We start from the raw sequence: 16,422 nt of genomic DNA on the forward strand, positions 1-16,422 counted from the left end.
AGGCGTCCGCCTCGGTCGGTTTCGCGCAAGTCTGAAGCAGGGGCCATGCCATGGTGGGACAACACCACCGAAGGTCCTGATCCATGCCGCGCCCGACCCTGATCCTCGTCCATGAGCCGGAAAAGGCCTGTCTCGACCGGCTGGTCGCCGACGGCTTTCCCGCCGAGCGCGCCCTGGAAATCTCGTCCTATCTGGCGCAATCGACCGATCTCGCGCCCGAATTCGATGAAATCACCGCCGCTTGCGGGCGGCGCGGCCTCGCCTTCATGCCGGTTGCACTCGACGATGCGTCAAGCGCGCTGGCGAAGGCCGATCCCGCAACCACGCTTGTCTGGACGCTGACCGACGGCATTGCCTATTTCCGCGGTGCTGCAGCGCCCGCACTTGCCAGGCTGAATGGGCTTAGAACCATCGGAGCCGACGATGCGCTGTTCGCGCTTTGCCAGGACAAGTTCCGCTCCGGCGCCGTGCTTTGCGCGCTCGGCCTGCCGGCGCCGCAGGCAGGCCTGGCCCGCGACGGCCGCTGGCTGGCCGACCCGCCAGCTTCGGAAGCCGGCTGGTTCGTCAAGCCGAACCGGCTCGGCTCCAAGGTAGGCATCTGGCCGGATTCACGCTGCAGCGACCTGGCCCATGCGCTGGAGCTTAGCCGGCGGGTCTATGCCGCTTATCGCGACGATGTCGTCGTCCAGCCCTATGTCGGCGGTCGCAATGTCCGCGCCAGCTTCCTTGGGCTGCACACGGATGCCGGGGCGGAAGCGCTCGGCATTGCGTTCGTCGACTCCGGCGGCGATTTCCAGACCATGGCGGACTCAATGGCGCTTTACGGCGACACCGGCGAGGCCGCCAAGGCGGCTGGACTATACAGCGAGCCGGTGCTGGAGCCGGTCGCCGACACCCACCCGGCAGCCGCGGCAACCATCCGCCGCATCGCCGAGCGGCTGGTCAGCTGGCTCGGCCTGCGAGACGTGTTTTCCCTCGATTTCAGGGTCGAGGCTAACGACCATGTCCACCTCATCGAGTTCGAGGTCTGTCCCGGCCTGCCCTGCTTCGATTTCCGCGCCTATTGCCTGATGCAATGGAGCATGACGCTTGCCGATGCGGTTGCCGAGACGGCGGCGAACCGACTGAACCGACAGGCGATCTGAAAGGCCGCGGGGACCGGCACGACCTACCGCGCCTTGACGGCTTTTGCTCCACCTTTAGTGTCGCGGGACAGTCCTCAGGCAAGGCCGCGCGATGAGCACACCAGCAAGCTCCCTCCATCATCACATAAGGCGCATGGCCGGGCGCGATCCGCATGAGGCGCATCGCGTCGCCACGCCGCTCGAGCTGCTGTTCGATCTGACCTTCGTCACCGCCTTCAGCCTTGCCTCGTCGCAACTGGCGCATGCCTTGGCCGAGGGCCACTACGCGGCGGCGCTGATCGGCTTCGGCTTTGCCAGCTTCGCGATCTGCTGGGCGTGGATCAATTTCTCCTGGTTTTCCTCCGCCTATGACACCGACGATTGGATCTTCCGCCTCGTCACCATGGTGCAGATGATCGGCGTGCTGGTGCTGGCCATCGGCCTGCCGCGCATGTTCGCCTCGATCGAGCATGGCGAACACCTCAACAATTCGGTGATGGTGCTGGGCTACGTCATCATGCGCGTCGCCATGATCTTCCAATGGCTGCGCGCGGCGCGGCAGGACCCTGGGCGGCGGCGTGCCTGTCTCACCTATGCCATCGCCATCGCGATCGCCCAGATCGGCTGGGTGGTGCAGATCCTGGTCGATTTCTCGCTGGCGACGAGCCTGGCTTTCGGCGCGGTCCTGCTTCTCATCGAGCTTGCCGGACCGGTCATCGCCGAACGCCGGGATGGCGGCACGCCCTGGCACGCGCATCACGTCGCCGAGCGCTACAGCCTCTTCGCCATCATCGCGCTGGGCGAAGGGGTGGTCGGCACGCTGGCGACGCTGTCGGCCGTGGTCGAGGAGCAGGGCTGGAACCTCGATGCCGCCTTGATCGGCATTGCCGGAATGGGTCTCACCTTCGGCATGTGGTGGGTCTATTACATGCTGCCCTCGGGGACGGTGCTGCACCAGCACCGCAATCGCTCTTTTGTCTGGGGCTATGGCCAGATGCTGATCGTGGCGGCCATCGTCGCCACCGGCGCCGGGCTGCATGTCGGGGCCTATTTCATCGAGCACAAGGCCCATATCGGCCCGGTAGCGACCCTGCTCTCGGTCGCCATTCCGCTAGGCGTGTTCCTGGGGGCGATCTACGCGCTGTATTATTATCTCGTCCAGCGCTTCGATCCCCTCCATGTCTGGCTGCTGGCGGGAACGGCTGCGGTCGTCGCACTTGCCATCATCGCCGCCCTTGCCGGCGTCGACATGGCGGTCTGCCTCATCTTACTCACGCTAGCGCCGGCCGTCACCGTTGTCGGCTATGAGCTGTCGGGGCACCGCCATCAACTGGAGGTGCTGGCGCAGGAGGAAGCGCCGCACTGAGCAGAGCAGCTTCGCGCGTCAGATACCCTCGACCAGCACGATCTCGCCATCGGCTACTTTCTGACGGATGGCCACGGCGCGCTGGTACTCCGGCGAGTGGTAGCAATCGTGCGCCGCGCTGAGCGATTCGAACTCGATAATGACATTGCGGGCGCGGCCAGGCCCCTCGGCCTTTTCATGCTCACCGCCACGGGCAAGGAACTTCACGTCGAAACGGTCGAAAGCGAGCTTGGCGGCAGCGACATAGTCCTTGTAGCCTTCGGCGTCGCGCACATCGACGCGGGCTATCCAGTATCCCTTGGGCATTTTCTTCTCCTCGTTACGCGGCGCGCATCTCTTCCAGTATGGCTTCCGCCGCCGCGCGCCTGTCGCTTGCCGCCACGATTGGCCGGCCCACAACAAGATGGCTGGAGCCGTTGCGGATCGCCTGGCCGGGCGTCACCACGCGTTTCTGGTCGCCATGGTCGCTGCCCTTGGGCCGTATCCCCGGTGTCACCACCGCCAGGTCGGGTCCGACGATGCGGCGCACCGCTTCCGCCTCCTCGGCCGAGCAGACGACGCCGCCCATGCCGGCATGCAACGCCTGTTCGGCGCGTCTCAGCACCAGCGTGTGAGGGTCGTATTCATAGCCGGCGTCGATCACGTCCTGCTCGTCCATCGAGGTCAGCACGCTGACCGCCAGCAGGCAGAGGTCGCTGCCCCTGGCGGCCTCCACCGCGGCTCGCATCGCCTTGGGATAGGCGTGGATGGTCAGCATGGTCATGCCCATGCGCACGATGTTCTCGACACCCTTCGCCACCGTGTGGTCGATGTCGAGCAGCTTCATGTCGAGGAAGATCTTCGTGCCGCCGCTGGCCAACTCCCTGGCGAAGTCGAGCCCGCCGGCGAAGGCCAACTGATAGCCGATCTTGTAGAAGGAGACGACGCCGTCGAGTTCGCGCACCGCCTGTTCGGCCTCTTTCACCGTCGGCACGTCGAGGCCGACGATCAGCCTGTCTCTCATCGTATGGGCCTGCATGGCTGTGGAAATCATGCCCCGGTCCGGGTCGACAGCATGCGCGAGGTTTCGATCAGCGTGCGGCATAGGTGCTCCATCGATTTGGTCAGTCTATCATCCCTGAAATTGCCGTCGCCGTCGAAGGCACTGCCGCCATCGGATACCGAGCATTCCGGCGTCACCATCTCCAGCTGGCAGCGCACCAGCACGGCGCGCAGATGGTTGATGCAGCGGATCCCGGCGAAATGTCCGTTCGAAGACGAGCACAGGCCGGCGACCTTGCCGACAAATGGCCTCACCGGCCAGCCGCCATCGAGGCGCACCCGGCTTACCCAGTCGATCGTGTTCTTGAGCAGTGGCGGGATCGAGCCATTATATTCCGGCGTCGCGATCAGCAGCCCGTCATGGGCGGCGATCAGCCGGCCGAGCTTCACGGCGTTGTCGGGAACGCCTTTTTCCTTTTCGAGGTCCTCGTCGATGATCGGCAGCGGATAGTCGGCCAGCGAAATGCGCGTCACCTCGGCGCCTTGCATGGCCAGCTCCTTCTGCGCCACATCGGCGGTCCTGCCGCTGAAGGCGCCGCTGCGCACCGAGCCGGCGAAGACGAGGATTTTCGCGATCACAGCCATTGGCCACTCTTGTTCCCGGACAGGTACAGCCAGAGGCTGCGCAAATCAACGCACTGGCTCAAAAAACGGAAACGATCGGGGGGCAAGCGCGCGAAGGTGTGCCGAGCAGCTGGGCTATTGCTAGTGGGTGACCGCAATTCTTGCACTCAGCGCGATGAGTGCAACTCCGAGCAAGGCATCTATCGGCCTGCGGACGCTGCCATATACCGACCGAACCTTTCTTGTGGAGAACATTAGCGCGACAAGCCCAAACCACGCCATCGCGACCAGCCCGATTATGGCCAGCGACACTGCCTGGACCCAGATCGGAGCCTGCATCGGCAATACCGATATGAACAGGCTCGCGAAGAACGCGGCCGTCTTCGGATTTGTAATTCCGACAACGAATCCGCTTCGCCAAGGAGCCGTAGTCTCTGCGCCACCGACGGCCAGCGGTGGCCGCGCCTGCCAAGCCGACAAAAGGATCTTGCTGCCCAGGTAACCGAGATACACGGCACCGGCGATCCGGACGGCAAGGTGAGCCCATGCAATCTGCGTCAGTACGAGGCCCAGGCCACACATCGCGAGAGCCGCCCACACCATGATCGCTGCGGCAATGCCAAGCGCCACATGGAACCCCGCGCGACGGCTGATCAGCGCATGGGAAGTCACGGCTACAAAATCGGGTCCTGGGCTCATGGCGCCGAGCAGGAAGACCGAAGCAAGGGTCAAGAATTGCGGAAGGTAGCTCATGCGATACTCCAGTTTCAGTCTCGTCGTACCGCACGCCTGCATGCCGGAGAGGCCAGGAAAGCCGCTCGCCGATTTCGAGGGTCGTTTCCCTCACCTTCACAAAACCTACAGCGCTCTTTAATATGAGCGAAATGAAAGATATTTCGGCAGCCATGAACAAAGCTAATATCAACATCACGATGGTGCGCGTCCTGACATCGCTCAGCGAGACGCGCAGCTTCACCAAAACCGCCGAGCGGCTCTGTCTTTCTCAATCGGCCATAAGCCATGCAATGAAGGCGCTGGAGGAGATCGTTGGCGCGCCCCTCGTCATACGTGATCGGCGCGGTGTCGCTTTCACCGCAACCGGCGAGGCGGCTTTGGACGCGGCGCGCGCCGCTTTGCATGCTTTAGGCCGTCTTGTCGGCCTACGGGAACACTCCATCAAAGGCAGAGTACGACTCGCGCTGGTCAGCAGCGCCTCGGTAAAGATTGCTCCATATGCGTTGAACATTACTTCCGTCCGGCACCCGGAGCTTGCTGTCGAACTGCTCTTGGGCACGGATACCGAGGTGGCGGAGTGGGTCGATCGCGGTGCCGCCGATATTGGACTGTCCTACATCGCCGGCAATTGCCAAGCCGAGGAACTTGTCGACGACGAACTCTTTGTGGCGTCATCGCAAAAGAACTCAGTCCAAGGCGGGTCATTTCCGATCCGCGCTCTCGACGGCCAGCCATTCATCATGTCGAGCGGCGGCTGCGGACCAATGCTTGCCGAATTGTTCCAGGATTTTGGCGTTGCGCCAGTTATCATCCTGTCGGCGAGCGATATGGCGGCGCTGCTTGCTCTGGTCGGGGCCGGGCGCGGTTTGTCGATTGCGCCAGGCCTGGCGTTTCCGGCCGATTGGCAGCGAACCGTCGCGAGGCGTCCTCTTGAGCCGCGTGCGCGTCGGCCTCTGCTGCTTCTGCTCTCCAGCAGCGCCGAAGCAACGGCCGTGCGGGCCATGTGCGCGGCGATCAGAGAAGTCGCCACGAGTTTGCGAGGCGGATAACAGTCAAGGATGTGGATCCTTTCTGGAGCGTCGATCCTCTATAAGGCGCCAGAGACTTCTCCCGCCCTCGATACCAAGCTAATGCGCTTCCCGCCGGTAGATCCACAGCTGCGTCGGCGGGATGTTGCGGAAGATGAAGTCGAAATGCTTGACCGTGTAATTGCCGCGGCCGGGCGGGATCGGCGACAACGGCCCATAGGTCAGCTGCACGATCGGCCGTCCAACCGGGATGCGGTCTAGCAGGCTTTCAATATAGGCGATCCGCTGTGCGACCGGGAAATTGAGCAGCGGCACGCCGGAGACGACGGAATCGAAAACCATCCCGCTCTTCTCGCCAAGCGTGGCGTTGAGATTGAAGGCATCGCCCTCGATGACGTTGACGCCGGGATAGAGCTGGCGCAGATGGCGCACGAAATCGGTGGAATATTCGACCGCGTAGAGGTTTTCGGGCTTAACGCCCTGGGCGAGGATTGCACGGGTGATGACGCCTGTGCCGGGGCCGACTTCAAGCACCGGCAGGCCGGACTTCGGATTGACGATGGAAGCCATCTTGCGGGCGGTGACGGAGCTTGTCGGCACGATCGAACCGACCGACTTCGGCTTGTCGATCCAGCCTTTGAAGAATTTGAGTTCGTCGTCGAACTTTTCCGCCAGCGCCTTCCGCAATCCCGGACCACGTGCCATGCAAGTTCTCCTCAACACTCCCCGAACGCTACTTAGCAGCTAACAGGTCCAAGGCAAGGCGCGATCTGGCATAAGATGTTGATGACGTTCGGGAAGCGTGGCGGCCTTGGTTTGGGTTCAGTGCTCGCCGAAGGATTCGAAAAAGTCCTTCATGCGGGCGAAAAAGCCGCTCGACTGGGGCGAATTGTCCTTCGACGACAGCTGCTCGAACTCTTCCAGCAACTCGCGCTGGCGGCGCGACAGGTTTTGCGGCGTTTCGACCGCGGTCTGGATGTAGAGGTCGCCGACATTGGGCTGGCGCAGCACCGGCATGCCCTTGCCCTTGAGGCGGAACTGGCGGCCGTTCTGCGTGCCTTCGGTCACTTTCACCTTGGTCTGGCTGCCGTCCAGCGTCGTCACCTCGAACGAGCCGCCAAGGGCGGCCGTCGTCATCGATATCGGCACCTTGCAGTAGAGATCGGCGCCGTCGCGCTGGAAGAATTCATGCGGCTTCACCGCCAGGAAAATATAGAGGTCGCCCGATGGGCCGCCGCGCAGGCCCGCCTCGCCCTCATTGGCAAGCCGGATGCGGGTGCCGTCCTCGATGCCGGCCGGGATATTGACCGACAGCGAGCGTTCCTCGGTGACGCGGCCCTGGCCGGCGCATTTCGGGCACGGGTCCTTGATCGTCTGGCCGCGGCCTTGGCATTGCGGGCAGGTACGCTCGATCGAGAAGAAGCCTTGTGTCGCTCGTACCTTGCCGTGGCCATGGCACATCGAGCAGGTCACCGGCTGGGTGCCGGGCTTGGCGCCGGTCCCGGAGCATTCCGTGCATGAGATCGAGGCCGGCACGCGGATTTGCGCGGTCTTGCCGGCAAACGCTTCTTCCAGCGTGATTTCCATATTGTAGCGCAAATCGGCGCCACGCTCGCGGCCGCCCGACGAGCGGCGCTGGCGCCCGCCCATCATGTCGCCGAAAATATCCTCGAAAATGTCGGCGAAGCCGCCGGCGCCAAAACCTTGCGCGCCGCCATTCATGCCGCCCTGCTCGAAGGCGGCGTGACCGAAACGGTCATAGGCCGCGCGCTTCTGCGGGTCCTTCAGCGTTTCGTAGGCTTCGTTGATTTCCTTGAACTTGTGCTCGCAGGAGTGATCGCCGGGATTGCGGTCGGGATGGAACTGCATGGCCAGCTTGCGGAAAGCGCTCTTGAGCTCCTTCTCGTCGGCGCCCTTTTGCACGCCCAGCGTCTCGTAGAAATCAGCTTTCATCTTTTCCCGCAGTCCGGATGCTCAACGTCTTGATGCATGTTGCGTCGTTTGCCGGCACGTTGTCTCGATTTAGGAGCGGTGATGCCCGGATGCTAGGGCCGGCGCGCTTGTGCCTGTGTTTTTCAGTGACTTTTTCGGCAAGGCCCGCACTTTTTCAGCGAGGGTTGCAAAAAAGCCCGGCTTTGCGCCGGGCTTTCCGCTTTATTTGCCGTCAACCGGTCAGGCCGACTTCTTCTTCTCGTCGTTTTCGTCGATTTCCTCGAAATCGGCGTCGACCACGTCGCTATCCTTGGCCGCGTCCGCCTTGGCGTCGGCTTCCGCCGCTTCCTTCTGCGAAGCTTCGTACATGGCCTGGCCGAGCTTCATGGATGCTTCGGCAAGCGTCTGCGACTTGGCCTCGATGTCGGCGGCATCGTCGCCTTCGGCAGCAGCCTTCAGCGCCGTGATAGCCTCCGATATCGCCGTGCGCTCGGTTTCCGAAACCTTGTCGCCATATTCCTTCAGCGACTTCTCGGAGGAGTGCACCAGCGCCTCGGCCTGGTTGCGGGCCTCGACCAAAGCACGCCGCTGCTTGTCGGTCTCGGCATTGGCTTCGGCGTCCTTGACCATCTTCTCGATGTCGGCGTCCGAAAGGCCACCAGAGGCCTGGATGCGGATCTGGTGCTCCTTGCCGGTGCCCTTGTCCTTGGCCGAAACGTTGACGATGCCGTTGGCGTCGATGTCGAAAGTGACCTCGATCTGCGGCACGCCGCGCGGCGCCGGCGGAATGCCGACCAGGTCGAACTGGCCGAGCGCCTTGTTGTCGGCAGCCATTTCACGCTCGCCCTGGAAGACGCGGATGGTCACGGCCGACTGACTGTCTTCAGCGGTCGAGAACACCTGGCTCTTCTTGGTCGGGATGGTCGTGTTGCGTTCGATCAGGCGGGTGAACACGCCACCCAGCGTCTCGATGCCGAGCGACAGCGGCGTCACGTCGAGCAGCAGCACGTCCTTCACGTCGCCCTGCAGCACGCCGGCCTGGATGGCGGCGCCCAAAGCGACGACTTCATCCGGGTTGACGCCCTTGTGCGGCTCCTTGCCGAAGAACTGCTTCACGATCTCCTGGATCTTGGGCATGCGGGTCATGCCGCCGACCAGGACCACTTCGTCGATCTCGCCAGCCTTCAGCCCGGCATCCTTGAGCGCCGCCTTGCAGGGCTCGATGGTGCGCTGGACGAGATCGTCGACCAGCTGCTCGAACTTGGCACGGGTCAGCTTCAGCGTCAGGTGCTTGGGGCCGGTCGCGTCGGCGGTGATGAAGGGCAGGTTGATTTCCGTCTGCGTCGTCGACGACAGCTCGATCTTGGCCTTTTCAGCCGCCTCCTTGAGGCGCTGCAGCGCAAGCTTGTCGTTCTTCAGGTCGATGCCCTGTTCCTTCTTGAACTCGGCCGCCAGGTATTCGACGAGACGCATGTCGAAATCCTCGCCGCCGAGGAAGGTGTCGCCATTGGTCGACTTCACTTCGAACACGCCGTCGCCGATTTCGAGCACCGAAATGTCGAACGTGCCGCCGCCAAGGTCATAGACGGCAATGGTCTTGCCATCCTTCTTGTCGAGGCCGTAGGCAAGTGCTGCAGCCGTCGGCTCGTTGATGATGCGCAGCACCTCAAGGCCGGCGATCTTGCCGGCGTCCTTGGTGGCCTGGCGCTGGGCGTCATTGAAATAGGCCGGAACGGTGATGACCGCCTTCTCGACCTTCTCGCCGAGATAGGCCTCCGCCGTTTCCTTCATCTTCTGCAGGATCATGGCCGAGATCTGGCTGGGCGACTGCTTCTTGCCGCCGGCCTCGACCCAGGCATCGCCATTGTCGCCCTTGACGATCTTGTAGGGGACAAGCTTCTTGTCCTTCTCCGTCACCGGGTCGTCATAGCGGCGGCCGATCAGGCGCTTGACCGCGAAGATGGTGTTTTCAGGATTGGTGACCGCCTGGCGCTTGGCCGGCTGGCCGACGAGACGTTCGCCGTCGCCCGAGATGGCGACGATGGAAGGCGTCGTGCGCGCGCCTTCCGCATTTTCAATGACCTTGGGCTCCTTGCCATCCATGATGGCGATGCAGGAGTTGGTGGTGCCGAGATCGATACCGATTACTTTTGCCATTTTTCTAGTCTCTCCGCTAAGCAGGCTCTCAGGACCCTTAAGGCGTTCCGACGAAAGCCCCTGTTCACAAGAAATTCCGCTCCGGCAACCGGCATTCCGGCACTGGGCGGCTTGGCGCGTATATAAGAACAGGCGGCATCGGGCGCAAGCATTCTGCGCATGGCATCCACCGCGCCGCACTTGGCGCCTTTGAACAGCCGCCCAGCGGCCCGGATGTGCTCCAACCGCGCTCAAAACCCCAGGATCTGCGCGATCCCCCGGCGAAGCGCCCAGTCAGGGCTTCGAAACCACAAGAAAACGTCACCTATGCGTGAGAGAGGCGGCTCCTGGCTGAGGAAGGCGCCTGCCCACAGCAGACACAGGCAAAAGCGTCACGCGGCCTGCGACAGCGATTTATGCGCCTCGGCCAGGATTTCGAACGAGCGCACGCGTGCCGCATGGTCGAAGATCTGCGCGGTCACCATCAGCTCGTCTGCGCCGGTGCGGCGCACGAACGCGTCTATGCCTTGCCGGACGGTTTCGGGAGAGCCGACGACGGCGCAGGACAGCGCCTGCGAAATCATGGTTTTTGCCATCGGCTCGAGCGTCTGGTCATAGCCCTCGACCGGCGGCGGCAGGCGGCCGGCCCGCCCGGTGCGCAGATTGACGAAGGCCTGCTGGAGCGAGGTGAACAGCAGTTTTGCCTCTCCATCGGTCGGTGCGGCGAAAACGTTGAGGCCGAGCATGACATAGGGCTTGTCCAGCTGTTCCGAAGGCTGGAAGCGCGAACGGTAGATCTCCAGCGCATGGTCCAGTTCGGCCGGCGCGAAATGCGAGGCGAAGGCATAGGGCAGGCCGAGCATGGCGGCGAGCTGCGCGCCATAGAGGCTGGAACCGAGGATCCAGACCGGCACCTTCTGGCCTTCGCCGGGCACGGCGTGGATACGCTGGCCTTCCGCGGCCGGCTGGAAATAGCCCATCAGCTCGACGACATCCTGGGGGAAATTGTCTGACGCCTCGAGATTGCGGCGCAGCGCGCGCGCTGTTCCCATATCGGTGCCGGGCGCGCGGCCGAGGCCGAGGTCGATGCGGCCGGGGTGCAGTGCCGCCAGCGTGCCGAACTGCTCGGCAATCACCAGCGGCGCATGGTTGGGCAGCATGATGCCACCGGCGCCGACGCGGATGGTCTTGGTGCCGCCGGCGACATGGGCGATGACGACGGCGGTCGCCGCGCTGGCGATGCCCGGCATGTTGTGGTGCTCGGCCAGCCAGTAGCGCCTGTAGCCGAGCCGCTCGGCATGGCGGGCCAGGTCGAGCGAATTTGCCAGCGATTGCGAGGCGTCGCTGCCTTCGACGATCGGCGACAGGTCGAGAACGGAAAGTGCGGTCATGGGCCTCAAGCCTTTACGATGTTCAACTGCCTGACCCTGGTTTCGAAGGCGCGGTCGGGAATGACGATGTCGAGCTGGTGCCAAGCAACGGGTCCATATTCTCGAACGGGATCGCCTGCGGACGCTGGCGATGCGGCGCGCTCAGCGTGCCGAGCGGAGCATCGATCGGGCCGCGATAGCCGATGCGGTCGAAATAGGAATCGAGGTCGAAGGAGGCATCTTTCATCGCAGGGTCCGGCTTGACCGGCTCGATATAGGCACTCCGCCTGAAGACAACAAATGCGCGATGACGGGCAGGCGCGGCAAGCTTATGCCGCTGCCTTTCCGTTCTCTTCGGCCGCTTCTTCCTCCACCACGGCCGTCTGCTGTGCGGCGAGAAAATTGCCGACATGGCTGAGGCCATCGAAATGATCGCAGAACACTTTGACGACGACCAACAGCGGCACCGCCATCAGCGCGCCGACAAAGCCCCAAAGCCAGGACCAGAAGGCGATGGCGATGAAGATCGCCACGGCGTTGATCTCGAGGCGTCGGCCGACAACCATCGGCGTAACGAACTGGCCTTCGACGATGTCGCACAAAAGCACGAAGCCCGGCGCCAAAAGGGCGTAGGTGATCGAGTCGAAGCTGATCATCGCAATGACGCTGACCAGCACGATGGTGATCAGCGCGCCGACATAGGGCAGGAAGTTGAGCAGCGCCGCCATCGTTCCCCAGACGAGCGGGTTGGGCATGCCGAGCGCCCACAGGCCAAGGCCGATAACCGCGCCGAGACCGGCATTGATGACGGTGACGGTGAGCAGATAATGCGAGATTTCGCGCTCGACGTCATAGACGACGCGCAAGGCCCGCTTCTTCTCACTGAGGCTGGCGAAGGACTGGATGATCTTCTCATAGAACATCGTGCCTGACGCCAGCAGGAACAGCGACAGCACGAAGATGATGGTCAGGCTTGTCCCCGCCGACAGGACGTTGCTGGCGGCGGCCGACAGGACGCCGGACTGTGCCATCGCCACCTTCTGGATGCCCGGCTCCTGCGAGGTCTCCGTCATCTGTTCGATCTGATGCGAGATCTGCATGATCCTCTCGAGCGGACGCCGTAATTGCGCCAGCCGTTCGGTAAGTTGTTGGCCGATCGACGAGGTGTTGTTGAGAAGGTCGATGACCGGGCCGCTGAGCAGATAGCCGGCAACGCCGAAGACGCAGATCGACAGCACGACCAACATTGTCGCCGAAACCACTTCCGGAATGCCGCGCTTGCGCAGGAAGCGCACGATTGGTGTCAGCGTCAGCGTCAGCAGGAAGGCGAGGATGACCGGCATGAAGAAAGCACGCGCGAAATACAGCGCGTAGATGGCCATGAACAGGAAGATCCCGATGAGCAGCGAACGCATCAGATGCGTGTCGGCACGCGCCACAACTCTCGCCTCTTCGGTTTCGGCAAGGCCAGCACCCAAAGCGGCGGGTTCGGCTTTCATGATTTTCCCTCAGCGGCGCACCGCAATTGGTGCATTCCCCTGACGGAAACGCCTCTGCAAGCCCAAGGTTCCGTTAGCCGGCAAGGCCCTCAATCCGGGCCGCCCGTCGCTCAGGCGGCTGGCGCTGCGACGGCGACGCCGGGCTTGGCGGTCTCCTTGCGCACGATCGGCGCCACCTTGGTGCCGTAAAGTTCGATCGCCTTCATGATCTTGGCGTGCGGCATGGCGCCGATCGCCATCTGCAGCAGGAAGCGGTCATTGTTGAAGATCTTGTGCTGGGCGACGATCTTTTCCGCCACCTGCTCCGGATTACCGACGAACAGCGCGCCGTTCGGACCACGCGACTGATCGAAATGCGCCCGCGAGGTCGGGCCCCAGCCGCGCTCGCGGCCGATGCGGTTCATCACTTCGGCCTGCGGGCCGTAGAAATCGTCGGCCGCCTGTTCAGTGGTCCCGGCGATGAAGCCGTGCACATTGATGCTGGTGGCAAGGCCCGAGGGGTCGGTACCGGCCCGCCTGGCGGCATCGCGATAAATGTCGAACAGCGGTGCAAACCGCGCCGGCTCGCCGCCGATGACGGCCAGCGCCAGCGGCAGGCCGAGCACCCCCGCGCGGGCCGCAGACTGCGGCGTTCCACCTATTGCGATCCAGATCGGCAATTTGTCCTGCAGCGGCCGCGGATAGACGCCGCGGTCGTTGATGGGCGCGCGCAGATTGCCGGACCAGGTGACCTTGACGCTGTCGCGTATGGCCAGCAGCAGGTCGAGCTTTTCGGCGAACAGCTCGTCATAGTCCTCGAGATTGTAGCCGAACAGCGGGAAGGATTCGATGAACGAGCCGCGCCCGGCCATGATCTCGGCCCGGCCGCCCGACAAAAGGTCGAGCGTTGCGAACTGCTGGAAGACACGCACCGGATCATCGGAGGACAGCACGGTGACCGCGCTGGTCAGCTTGATGCGCTTGGTGCGTTCGGCGGCAGCGGCCAGCGCCACCACCGGCGCGGACGCGGCATAGTCGGGGCGGTGATGTTCGCCCAGACCAAAGACGTCGAGGCCGACCTGGTCGGCCAGCTCGACCTCCTCGATCAGATTGCGTAGTCGCTGATGCGGGCCGATCGCGCCGGGGCCGGGCTCCGGGCTGACGTCGGCGAAAGTGTAGAGACCGAGTTCCATGGCATGTCATCCAAATGTTCTGATTTGCCGCTAGAGGTAGCGGCGAGCCGCCCCGGCCGCCAGAGGGGCGGATGGTGAACAGTGCATGTCGGTTTCGGCCGGCTTTGTTTCAGGGGAAACGCGTCTCCCGGCTGCAACAGCATAAACTTTCATGGCTGGCATACCGTTTTGGCGCTTGAACTCTCGGTTTTCGCGCGTATGTAAGCGTCGCGAATTGACTTCAGGGAAGTGGACTTGGCTATCTACAGGGAAAAAGACATTTTCGAGCGGCGCAATGCCGCGAACGAGGCAAAGAAGGCGCTTCTGGAGCGCTTCAAGTCAAAGCCGGCGGCTGATGATCCTGCGGTTCTGGCCAAACAGGCCGAACGCAAGGCGATTCTTGAGGCTCGCGAGATACGCGAGGCCGAAAAGGCCAGGCTGAAGCAGGAAAAGCTGGCACGCGAGGCGGTCGAGAAGGCCGAGCGCGAGGCAGCAGCCGAAGCGGCGCGTATTGCGGCCGAAGAGGCAGCGCAGGCTGAAGCGAAGATCAAGGAAGCCGAAGAAAACGAGCGCATCGCCCGTTTGCTGGCCGACGAAGCCGAACGCAAGGCCAAGCGCGACGCACGCTATGCGGCGCGCAAGCAGCGTACCGGCAGGACGCCTCCGGGCTTCTCCGCCCGCTAACGCTTCGATCGAAACGATCGGACATCAGGGTCGCCTTCAAGCGGCCCTGAATGTGTTTGTGCGTCGATTTCCTTGGTTGCTTTGCTCAGGCGGCGAGCTTCAGCCCCATAATGCCGCAGACGATGAGCGCAATGCAGGCGAGCCGGATGGCCGTCGCAGGCTCGCCCAGCAGCCAGATGCCAAGCAGCGCCGTGCCGACCGTGCCGATGCCGGTCCACACCGCATAGGCCGTCCCGACAGGCAGCATCTTGAGCGCTAGGCCGAGCAACCCCAGGCTGATGATCATCGAGGCGACGGTGAGCACCGTCGGCAGCGGCTTCGAGAAGCCGTCGGTGTATTTGAGGCCGATCGCCCAGCCGATTTCGAACAGACCAGCGAAGAACAGAAAAATCCACGACATCGGGATGCACTCCTTCCATGAGGATGGCGGGGCGTCCCGGCCGGATTTTTGAGAAAGGCGCGAGGTCGTCCTCGCCGCTTCGACACAAGCGGCTGCGCCGGTGCGATCAACAAAAACACCGGCCGCATCGTTCATGCCGCCGGTGTCAAAATCTGCGCCGAAACGGTTTGCCCGGATCTCAGCCGTCCCAAGATATTGACGACCTAAGGCGGGCTTACTTTTCCTTGAGCCTCATCGCCTTCACGGGCGGCGCCTTGAGTGCCGGAGCCGCTGCGGGCTTCTTGGCGTCTTTTTTCGGCTTCCGAGCTTCCTTGCCCGCCTTCATCGCACCTTTAGCCATGATTCGTTCCTCCAGTTGCTGGGAGGCCAAGTGAAACAAGAGAAACGCCGGACTGCAAGGGGGCGGGCGTCTGTCGCCGGCGCCGTCGGGCCGCTTTCAACCGGTTTCTAATTTGCTCGTAAACCATTCCGGTCCGTGCCATGGTTGCCTTCGCACTGCAGCATCGGCCATGCCTTCGCCCGGCGATGATCAGGCAGTGCGGTCAGGACGACAATGCGAATCCGCATCGGCAGCGAGATGAGTTTCGATTTTCCGCAGGAAACGCCGCTCATCGCGATGCTCAACGTCCACTACTCCAGGGCCTCCGATCTCGAGCGCCCGGATTTCCTGACCTCCAACCCGCCGGTGCCGATCCAGAGCTACCGCGACAGTTTCGGCAATTGGTGCAACCGTTTCGTCGCCCCGCCCGGACGCTTCACCTTCGGCACCGATTCGGTAATCCGCGACCCCGGTACCTTCGAGATGGGCGACCTGATGGCCTGGCAGCATGAGGTGCGCGACCTGCCGTCGGACACATTGCTGTTCCTGTTGCCCAGCCGCTTTTGCGAGAGCGATCTGCTGGCCAGCGAAGCCTGGCGGCTGTTCGGGCACACTCCGCTCGGTATTGCCCGCGTCCAGGCGGTCTGTGATTTCGTCCACAACCACATCGTCTTCAGCTACGGCAATGCCCGACCGACGCGCACCGCGGCCGAAGCCTATCGCGAGCAAAGCGGCGTCTGCCGCGACTTTGCCCACCTTGCGGTCACCTTCTGCCGTGCGCTCAACATCCCGACCCGCTACTGCACCGGCTACATCAGCGACATCGGCCTGCCCAAACCTTGGGCGAGCATGGATTTCGCAGCCTGGATGGAGGTCTATCTCGGCGGCCGCTGGCATGTCTTCGATCCACGCAACAATTCGCCGCGCATCGGCCGCATCCTGATCGCGTCGGGTCGCGACGCCGCCGACGTGCCGCTGACCCACATCTTCGGACCGGGCACGCTGGCTGGTTTCAAGGTGTGGACGGACGAGATCATCGAATAGGGGCGTGTTTCCGCAAGCTGGCCTACAAG

At 63.2% G+C, this 16,422-nt stretch carries 18 protein-coding genes; 5 read left to right on the top strand and 13 right to left on the bottom strand.

The genetic code is table 11. The features are described from left to right. Positions 1–83 precede the first annotated feature (83 nt). Positions 84–1,145 carry a D-alanine--D-alanine ligase family protein gene (locus tag AC3EML_RS04505; RefSeq protein ID WP_352520666.1) on the top strand — a complete coding sequence of 354 codons (1,062 nt, stop codon included), beginning with the start codon at positions 84–86 and terminating at the stop codon, positions 1,143–1,145. A gap of 91 nt (positions 1,146–1,236) precedes the next feature. Beyond that, positions 1,237–2,490 (top strand): low temperature requirement protein A, encoded by a 1,254-nt coding sequence (locus AC3EML_RS04510; RefSeq protein WP_352520665.1) that lies wholly within the window; start codon positions 1,237–1,239, stop codon positions 2,488–2,490. 18 nt (positions 2,491–2,508) lie between these two features. On the opposite strand, the gene AC3EML_RS04515 is transcribed toward AC3EML_RS04510, so the two are convergent. The 4 genes from AC3EML_RS04515 to AC3EML_RS04530 all read right to left on the bottom strand — a co-directional run bounded on the left by AC3EML_RS04515 (position 2,509) and on the right by AC3EML_RS04530 (position 4,848). Then, complete coding sequence (locus tag AC3EML_RS04515; protein ID WP_023681317.1) at positions 2,509–2,796, bottom strand: DUF1330 domain-containing protein; 288 nt, start codon at positions 2,794–2,796, stop codon at positions 2,509–2,511. Positions 2,797–2,809: 13 nt separating this feature from the next. Then, positions 2,810–3,523 carry an orotidine-5'-phosphate decarboxylase gene (pyrF, locus tag AC3EML_RS04520; protein ID WP_023696050.1) on the bottom strand — a complete coding sequence of 238 codons (714 nt, stop codon included), beginning with the start codon at positions 3,521–3,523 and terminating at the stop codon, positions 2,810–2,812. Then, positions 3,520–4,116 (bottom strand): NADPH-dependent FMN reductase, encoded by a 597-nt coding sequence (locus tag AC3EML_RS04525; protein WP_023701964.1) that lies wholly within the window; start codon positions 4,114–4,116, stop codon positions 3,520–3,522. The genes pyrF and AC3EML_RS04525 overlap by 4 nt, the downstream gene beginning before the upstream one ends. A 120-nt stretch (positions 4,117–4,236) precedes the next feature. After that, positions 4,237–4,848: a LysE family translocator gene (locus tag AC3EML_RS04530; RefSeq protein WP_352520664.1), complete on the bottom strand. Its 612-nt coding sequence runs from the start codon at positions 4,846–4,848 to the stop codon at positions 4,237–4,239. A gap of 122 nt (positions 4,849–4,970) precedes the next feature. On the opposite strand from AC3EML_RS04530, the gene AC3EML_RS04535 reads away from it, so the two are divergent. Further along, a complete protein-coding gene (locus AC3EML_RS04535) occupies positions 4,971–5,879 on the top strand; it encodes a LysR family transcriptional regulator (RefSeq protein ID WP_352520663.1) in 909 nt (302 codons plus the stop codon). Between the two features lie 78 nt (positions 5,880–5,957). Here AC3EML_RS04535 and pmtA read toward each other — a convergent pair whose 3' ends face one another. The 7 genes from pmtA to AC3EML_RS04570 all read right to left on the bottom strand — a co-directional run bounded on the left by pmtA (position 5,958) and on the right by AC3EML_RS04570 (position 13,967). Next, entirely contained in the window at positions 5,958–6,563 is a 606-nt protein-coding gene (pmtA, locus tag AC3EML_RS04540; protein WP_023681321.1) for a phospholipid N-methyltransferase PmtA, read from the bottom strand. 117 nt (positions 6,564–6,680) lie between these two features. Then, positions 6,681–7,811 carry a molecular chaperone DnaJ gene (gene dnaJ / locus AC3EML_RS04545; protein WP_023681322.1) on the bottom strand — a complete coding sequence of 377 codons (1,131 nt, stop codon included), beginning with the start codon at positions 7,809–7,811 and terminating at the stop codon, positions 6,681–6,683. A 219-nt stretch (positions 7,812–8,030) separates the two neighbouring features. Further along, on the bottom strand, positions 8,031–9,947 hold the full coding sequence (dnaK, locus tag AC3EML_RS04550; RefSeq protein ID WP_023673200.1) for a molecular chaperone DnaK: 1,917 nt from the start codon (positions 9,945–9,947) through the stop codon (positions 8,031–8,033). Positions 9,948–10,318: 371 nt separating this feature from the next. After that, a complete protein-coding gene (locus AC3EML_RS04555; RefSeq protein ID WP_023673201.1) occupies positions 10,319–11,317 on the bottom strand; it encodes an LLM class flavin-dependent oxidoreductase in 999 nt (332 codons plus the stop codon). A 22-nt stretch (positions 11,318–11,339) separates the two neighbouring features. Next, entirely contained in the window at positions 11,340–11,543 is a 204-nt protein-coding gene (locus AC3EML_RS04560; RefSeq protein ID WP_023673202.1) for an arylamine N-acetyltransferase, read from the bottom strand. Between the two features lie 82 nt (positions 11,544–11,625). After that, positions 11,626–12,795 (bottom strand): AI-2E family transporter, encoded by a 1,170-nt coding sequence (locus AC3EML_RS04565; RefSeq protein WP_023673203.1) that lies wholly within the window; start codon positions 12,793–12,795, stop codon positions 11,626–11,628. Positions 12,796–12,905: 110 nt separating this feature from the next. Next, the gene (locus AC3EML_RS04570) at positions 12,906–13,967 is read right to left on the bottom strand and encodes an LLM class flavin-dependent oxidoreductase (protein WP_023681325.1); all 1,062 of its coding nucleotides are present in this window, start codon (positions 13,965–13,967) and stop codon (positions 12,906–12,908) included. A 234-nt stretch (positions 13,968–14,201) separates the two neighbouring features. Here AC3EML_RS04570 and AC3EML_RS04575 point away from each other — a divergent pair, with 234 nt between their 5' ends. After that, entirely contained in the window at positions 14,202–14,630 is a 429-nt protein-coding gene (locus AC3EML_RS04575) for a DUF6481 family protein (RefSeq protein ID WP_023673205.1), read from the top strand. 85 nt (positions 14,631–14,715) lie between these two features. Here AC3EML_RS04575 and sugE read toward each other — a convergent pair whose 3' ends face one another. Together sugE and AC3EML_RS04585 are read right to left on the bottom strand one after the other, a co-directional pair. Continuing rightward, positions 14,716–15,030, bottom strand: a complete 315-nt coding sequence (gene sugE, locus AC3EML_RS04580) for a quaternary ammonium compound efflux SMR transporter SugE (RefSeq protein WP_352520662.1) — start codon at positions 15,028–15,030, stop codon at positions 14,716–14,718. Positions 15,031–15,244: 214 nt separating this feature from the next. Next, a complete protein-coding gene (locus AC3EML_RS04585; protein ID WP_006200611.1) occupies positions 15,245–15,370 on the bottom strand; it encodes a hypothetical protein in 126 nt (41 codons plus the stop codon). A gap of 213 nt (positions 15,371–15,583) precedes the next feature. Between AC3EML_RS04585 and AC3EML_RS04590 the strand changes: the two genes are divergently transcribed. Next, positions 15,584–16,393: a transglutaminase-like domain-containing protein gene (locus AC3EML_RS04590; protein ID WP_023687480.1), complete on the top strand. Its 810-nt coding sequence runs from the start codon at positions 15,584–15,586 to the stop codon at positions 16,391–16,393. Positions 16,394–16,422 lie beyond the last annotated feature (29 nt).

The organism is Mesorhizobium sp. P170090 (genome assembly GCF_057786115.1).

Coding starts and splice junctions, on each gene's coding strand:
- AC3EML_RS04505 (WP_352520666.1), top strand. CDS start 84: ATGCCGCGCCCGACCCTGATCCTCGTCCATGAGCCGGAAAAGGCCTGT.
- AC3EML_RS04510 (WP_352520665.1), top strand. CDS start 1,237: ATGAGCACACCAGCAAGCTCCCTCCATCATCACATAAGGCGCATGGCC.
- AC3EML_RS04515 (WP_023681317.1), bottom strand. CDS start 2,796: ATGCCCAAGGGATACTGGATAGCCCGCGTCGATGTGCGCGACGCCGAA.
- pyrF (WP_023696050.1), bottom strand. CDS start 3,523: ATGATTTCCACAGCCATGCAGGCCCATACGATGAGAGACAGGCTGATC.
- AC3EML_RS04525 (WP_023701964.1), bottom strand. CDS start 4,116: ATGGCTGTGATCGCGAAAATCCTCGTCTTCGCCGGCTCGGTGCGCAGC.
- AC3EML_RS04530 (WP_352520664.1), bottom strand. CDS start 4,848: ATGAGCTACCTTCCGCAATTCTTGACCCTTGCTTCGGTCTTCCTGCTC.
- AC3EML_RS04535 (WP_352520663.1), top strand. CDS start 4,971: ATGAGCGAAATGAAAGATATTTCGGCAGCCATGAACAAAGCTAATATC.
- pmtA (WP_023681321.1), bottom strand. CDS start 6,563: ATGGCACGTGGTCCGGGATTGCGGAAGGCGCTGGCGGAAAAGTTCGAC.
- dnaJ (WP_023681322.1), bottom strand. CDS start 7,811: ATGAAAGCTGATTTCTACGAGACGCTGGGCGTGCAAAAGGGCGCCGAC.
- dnaK (WP_023673200.1), bottom strand. CDS start 9,947: ATGGCAAAAGTAATCGGTATCGATCTCGGCACCACCAACTCCTGCATC.
- AC3EML_RS04555 (WP_023673201.1), bottom strand. CDS start 11,317: ATGACCGCACTTTCCGTTCTCGACCTGTCGCCGATCGTCGAAGGCAGC.
- AC3EML_RS04560 (WP_023673202.1), bottom strand. CDS start 11,543: ATGAAAGATGCCTCCTTCGACCTCGATTCCTATTTCGACCGCATCGGC.
- AC3EML_RS04565 (WP_023673203.1), bottom strand. CDS start 12,795: ATGAAAGCCGAACCCGCCGCTTTGGGTGCTGGCCTTGCCGAAACCGAA.
- AC3EML_RS04570 (WP_023681325.1), bottom strand. CDS start 13,967: ATGGAACTCGGTCTCTACACTTTCGCCGACGTCAGCCCGGAGCCCGGC.
- sugE (WP_352520662.1), bottom strand. CDS start 15,030: ATGTCGTGGATTTTTCTGTTCTTCGCTGGTCTGTTCGAAATCGGCTGG.
- AC3EML_RS04585 (WP_006200611.1), bottom strand. CDS start 15,370: ATGGCTAAAGGTGCGATGAAGGCGGGCAAGGAAGCTCGGAAGCCGAAA.
- AC3EML_RS04590 (WP_023687480.1), top strand. CDS start 15,584: ATGCGAATCCGCATCGGCAGCGAGATGAGTTTCGATTTTCCGCAGGAA.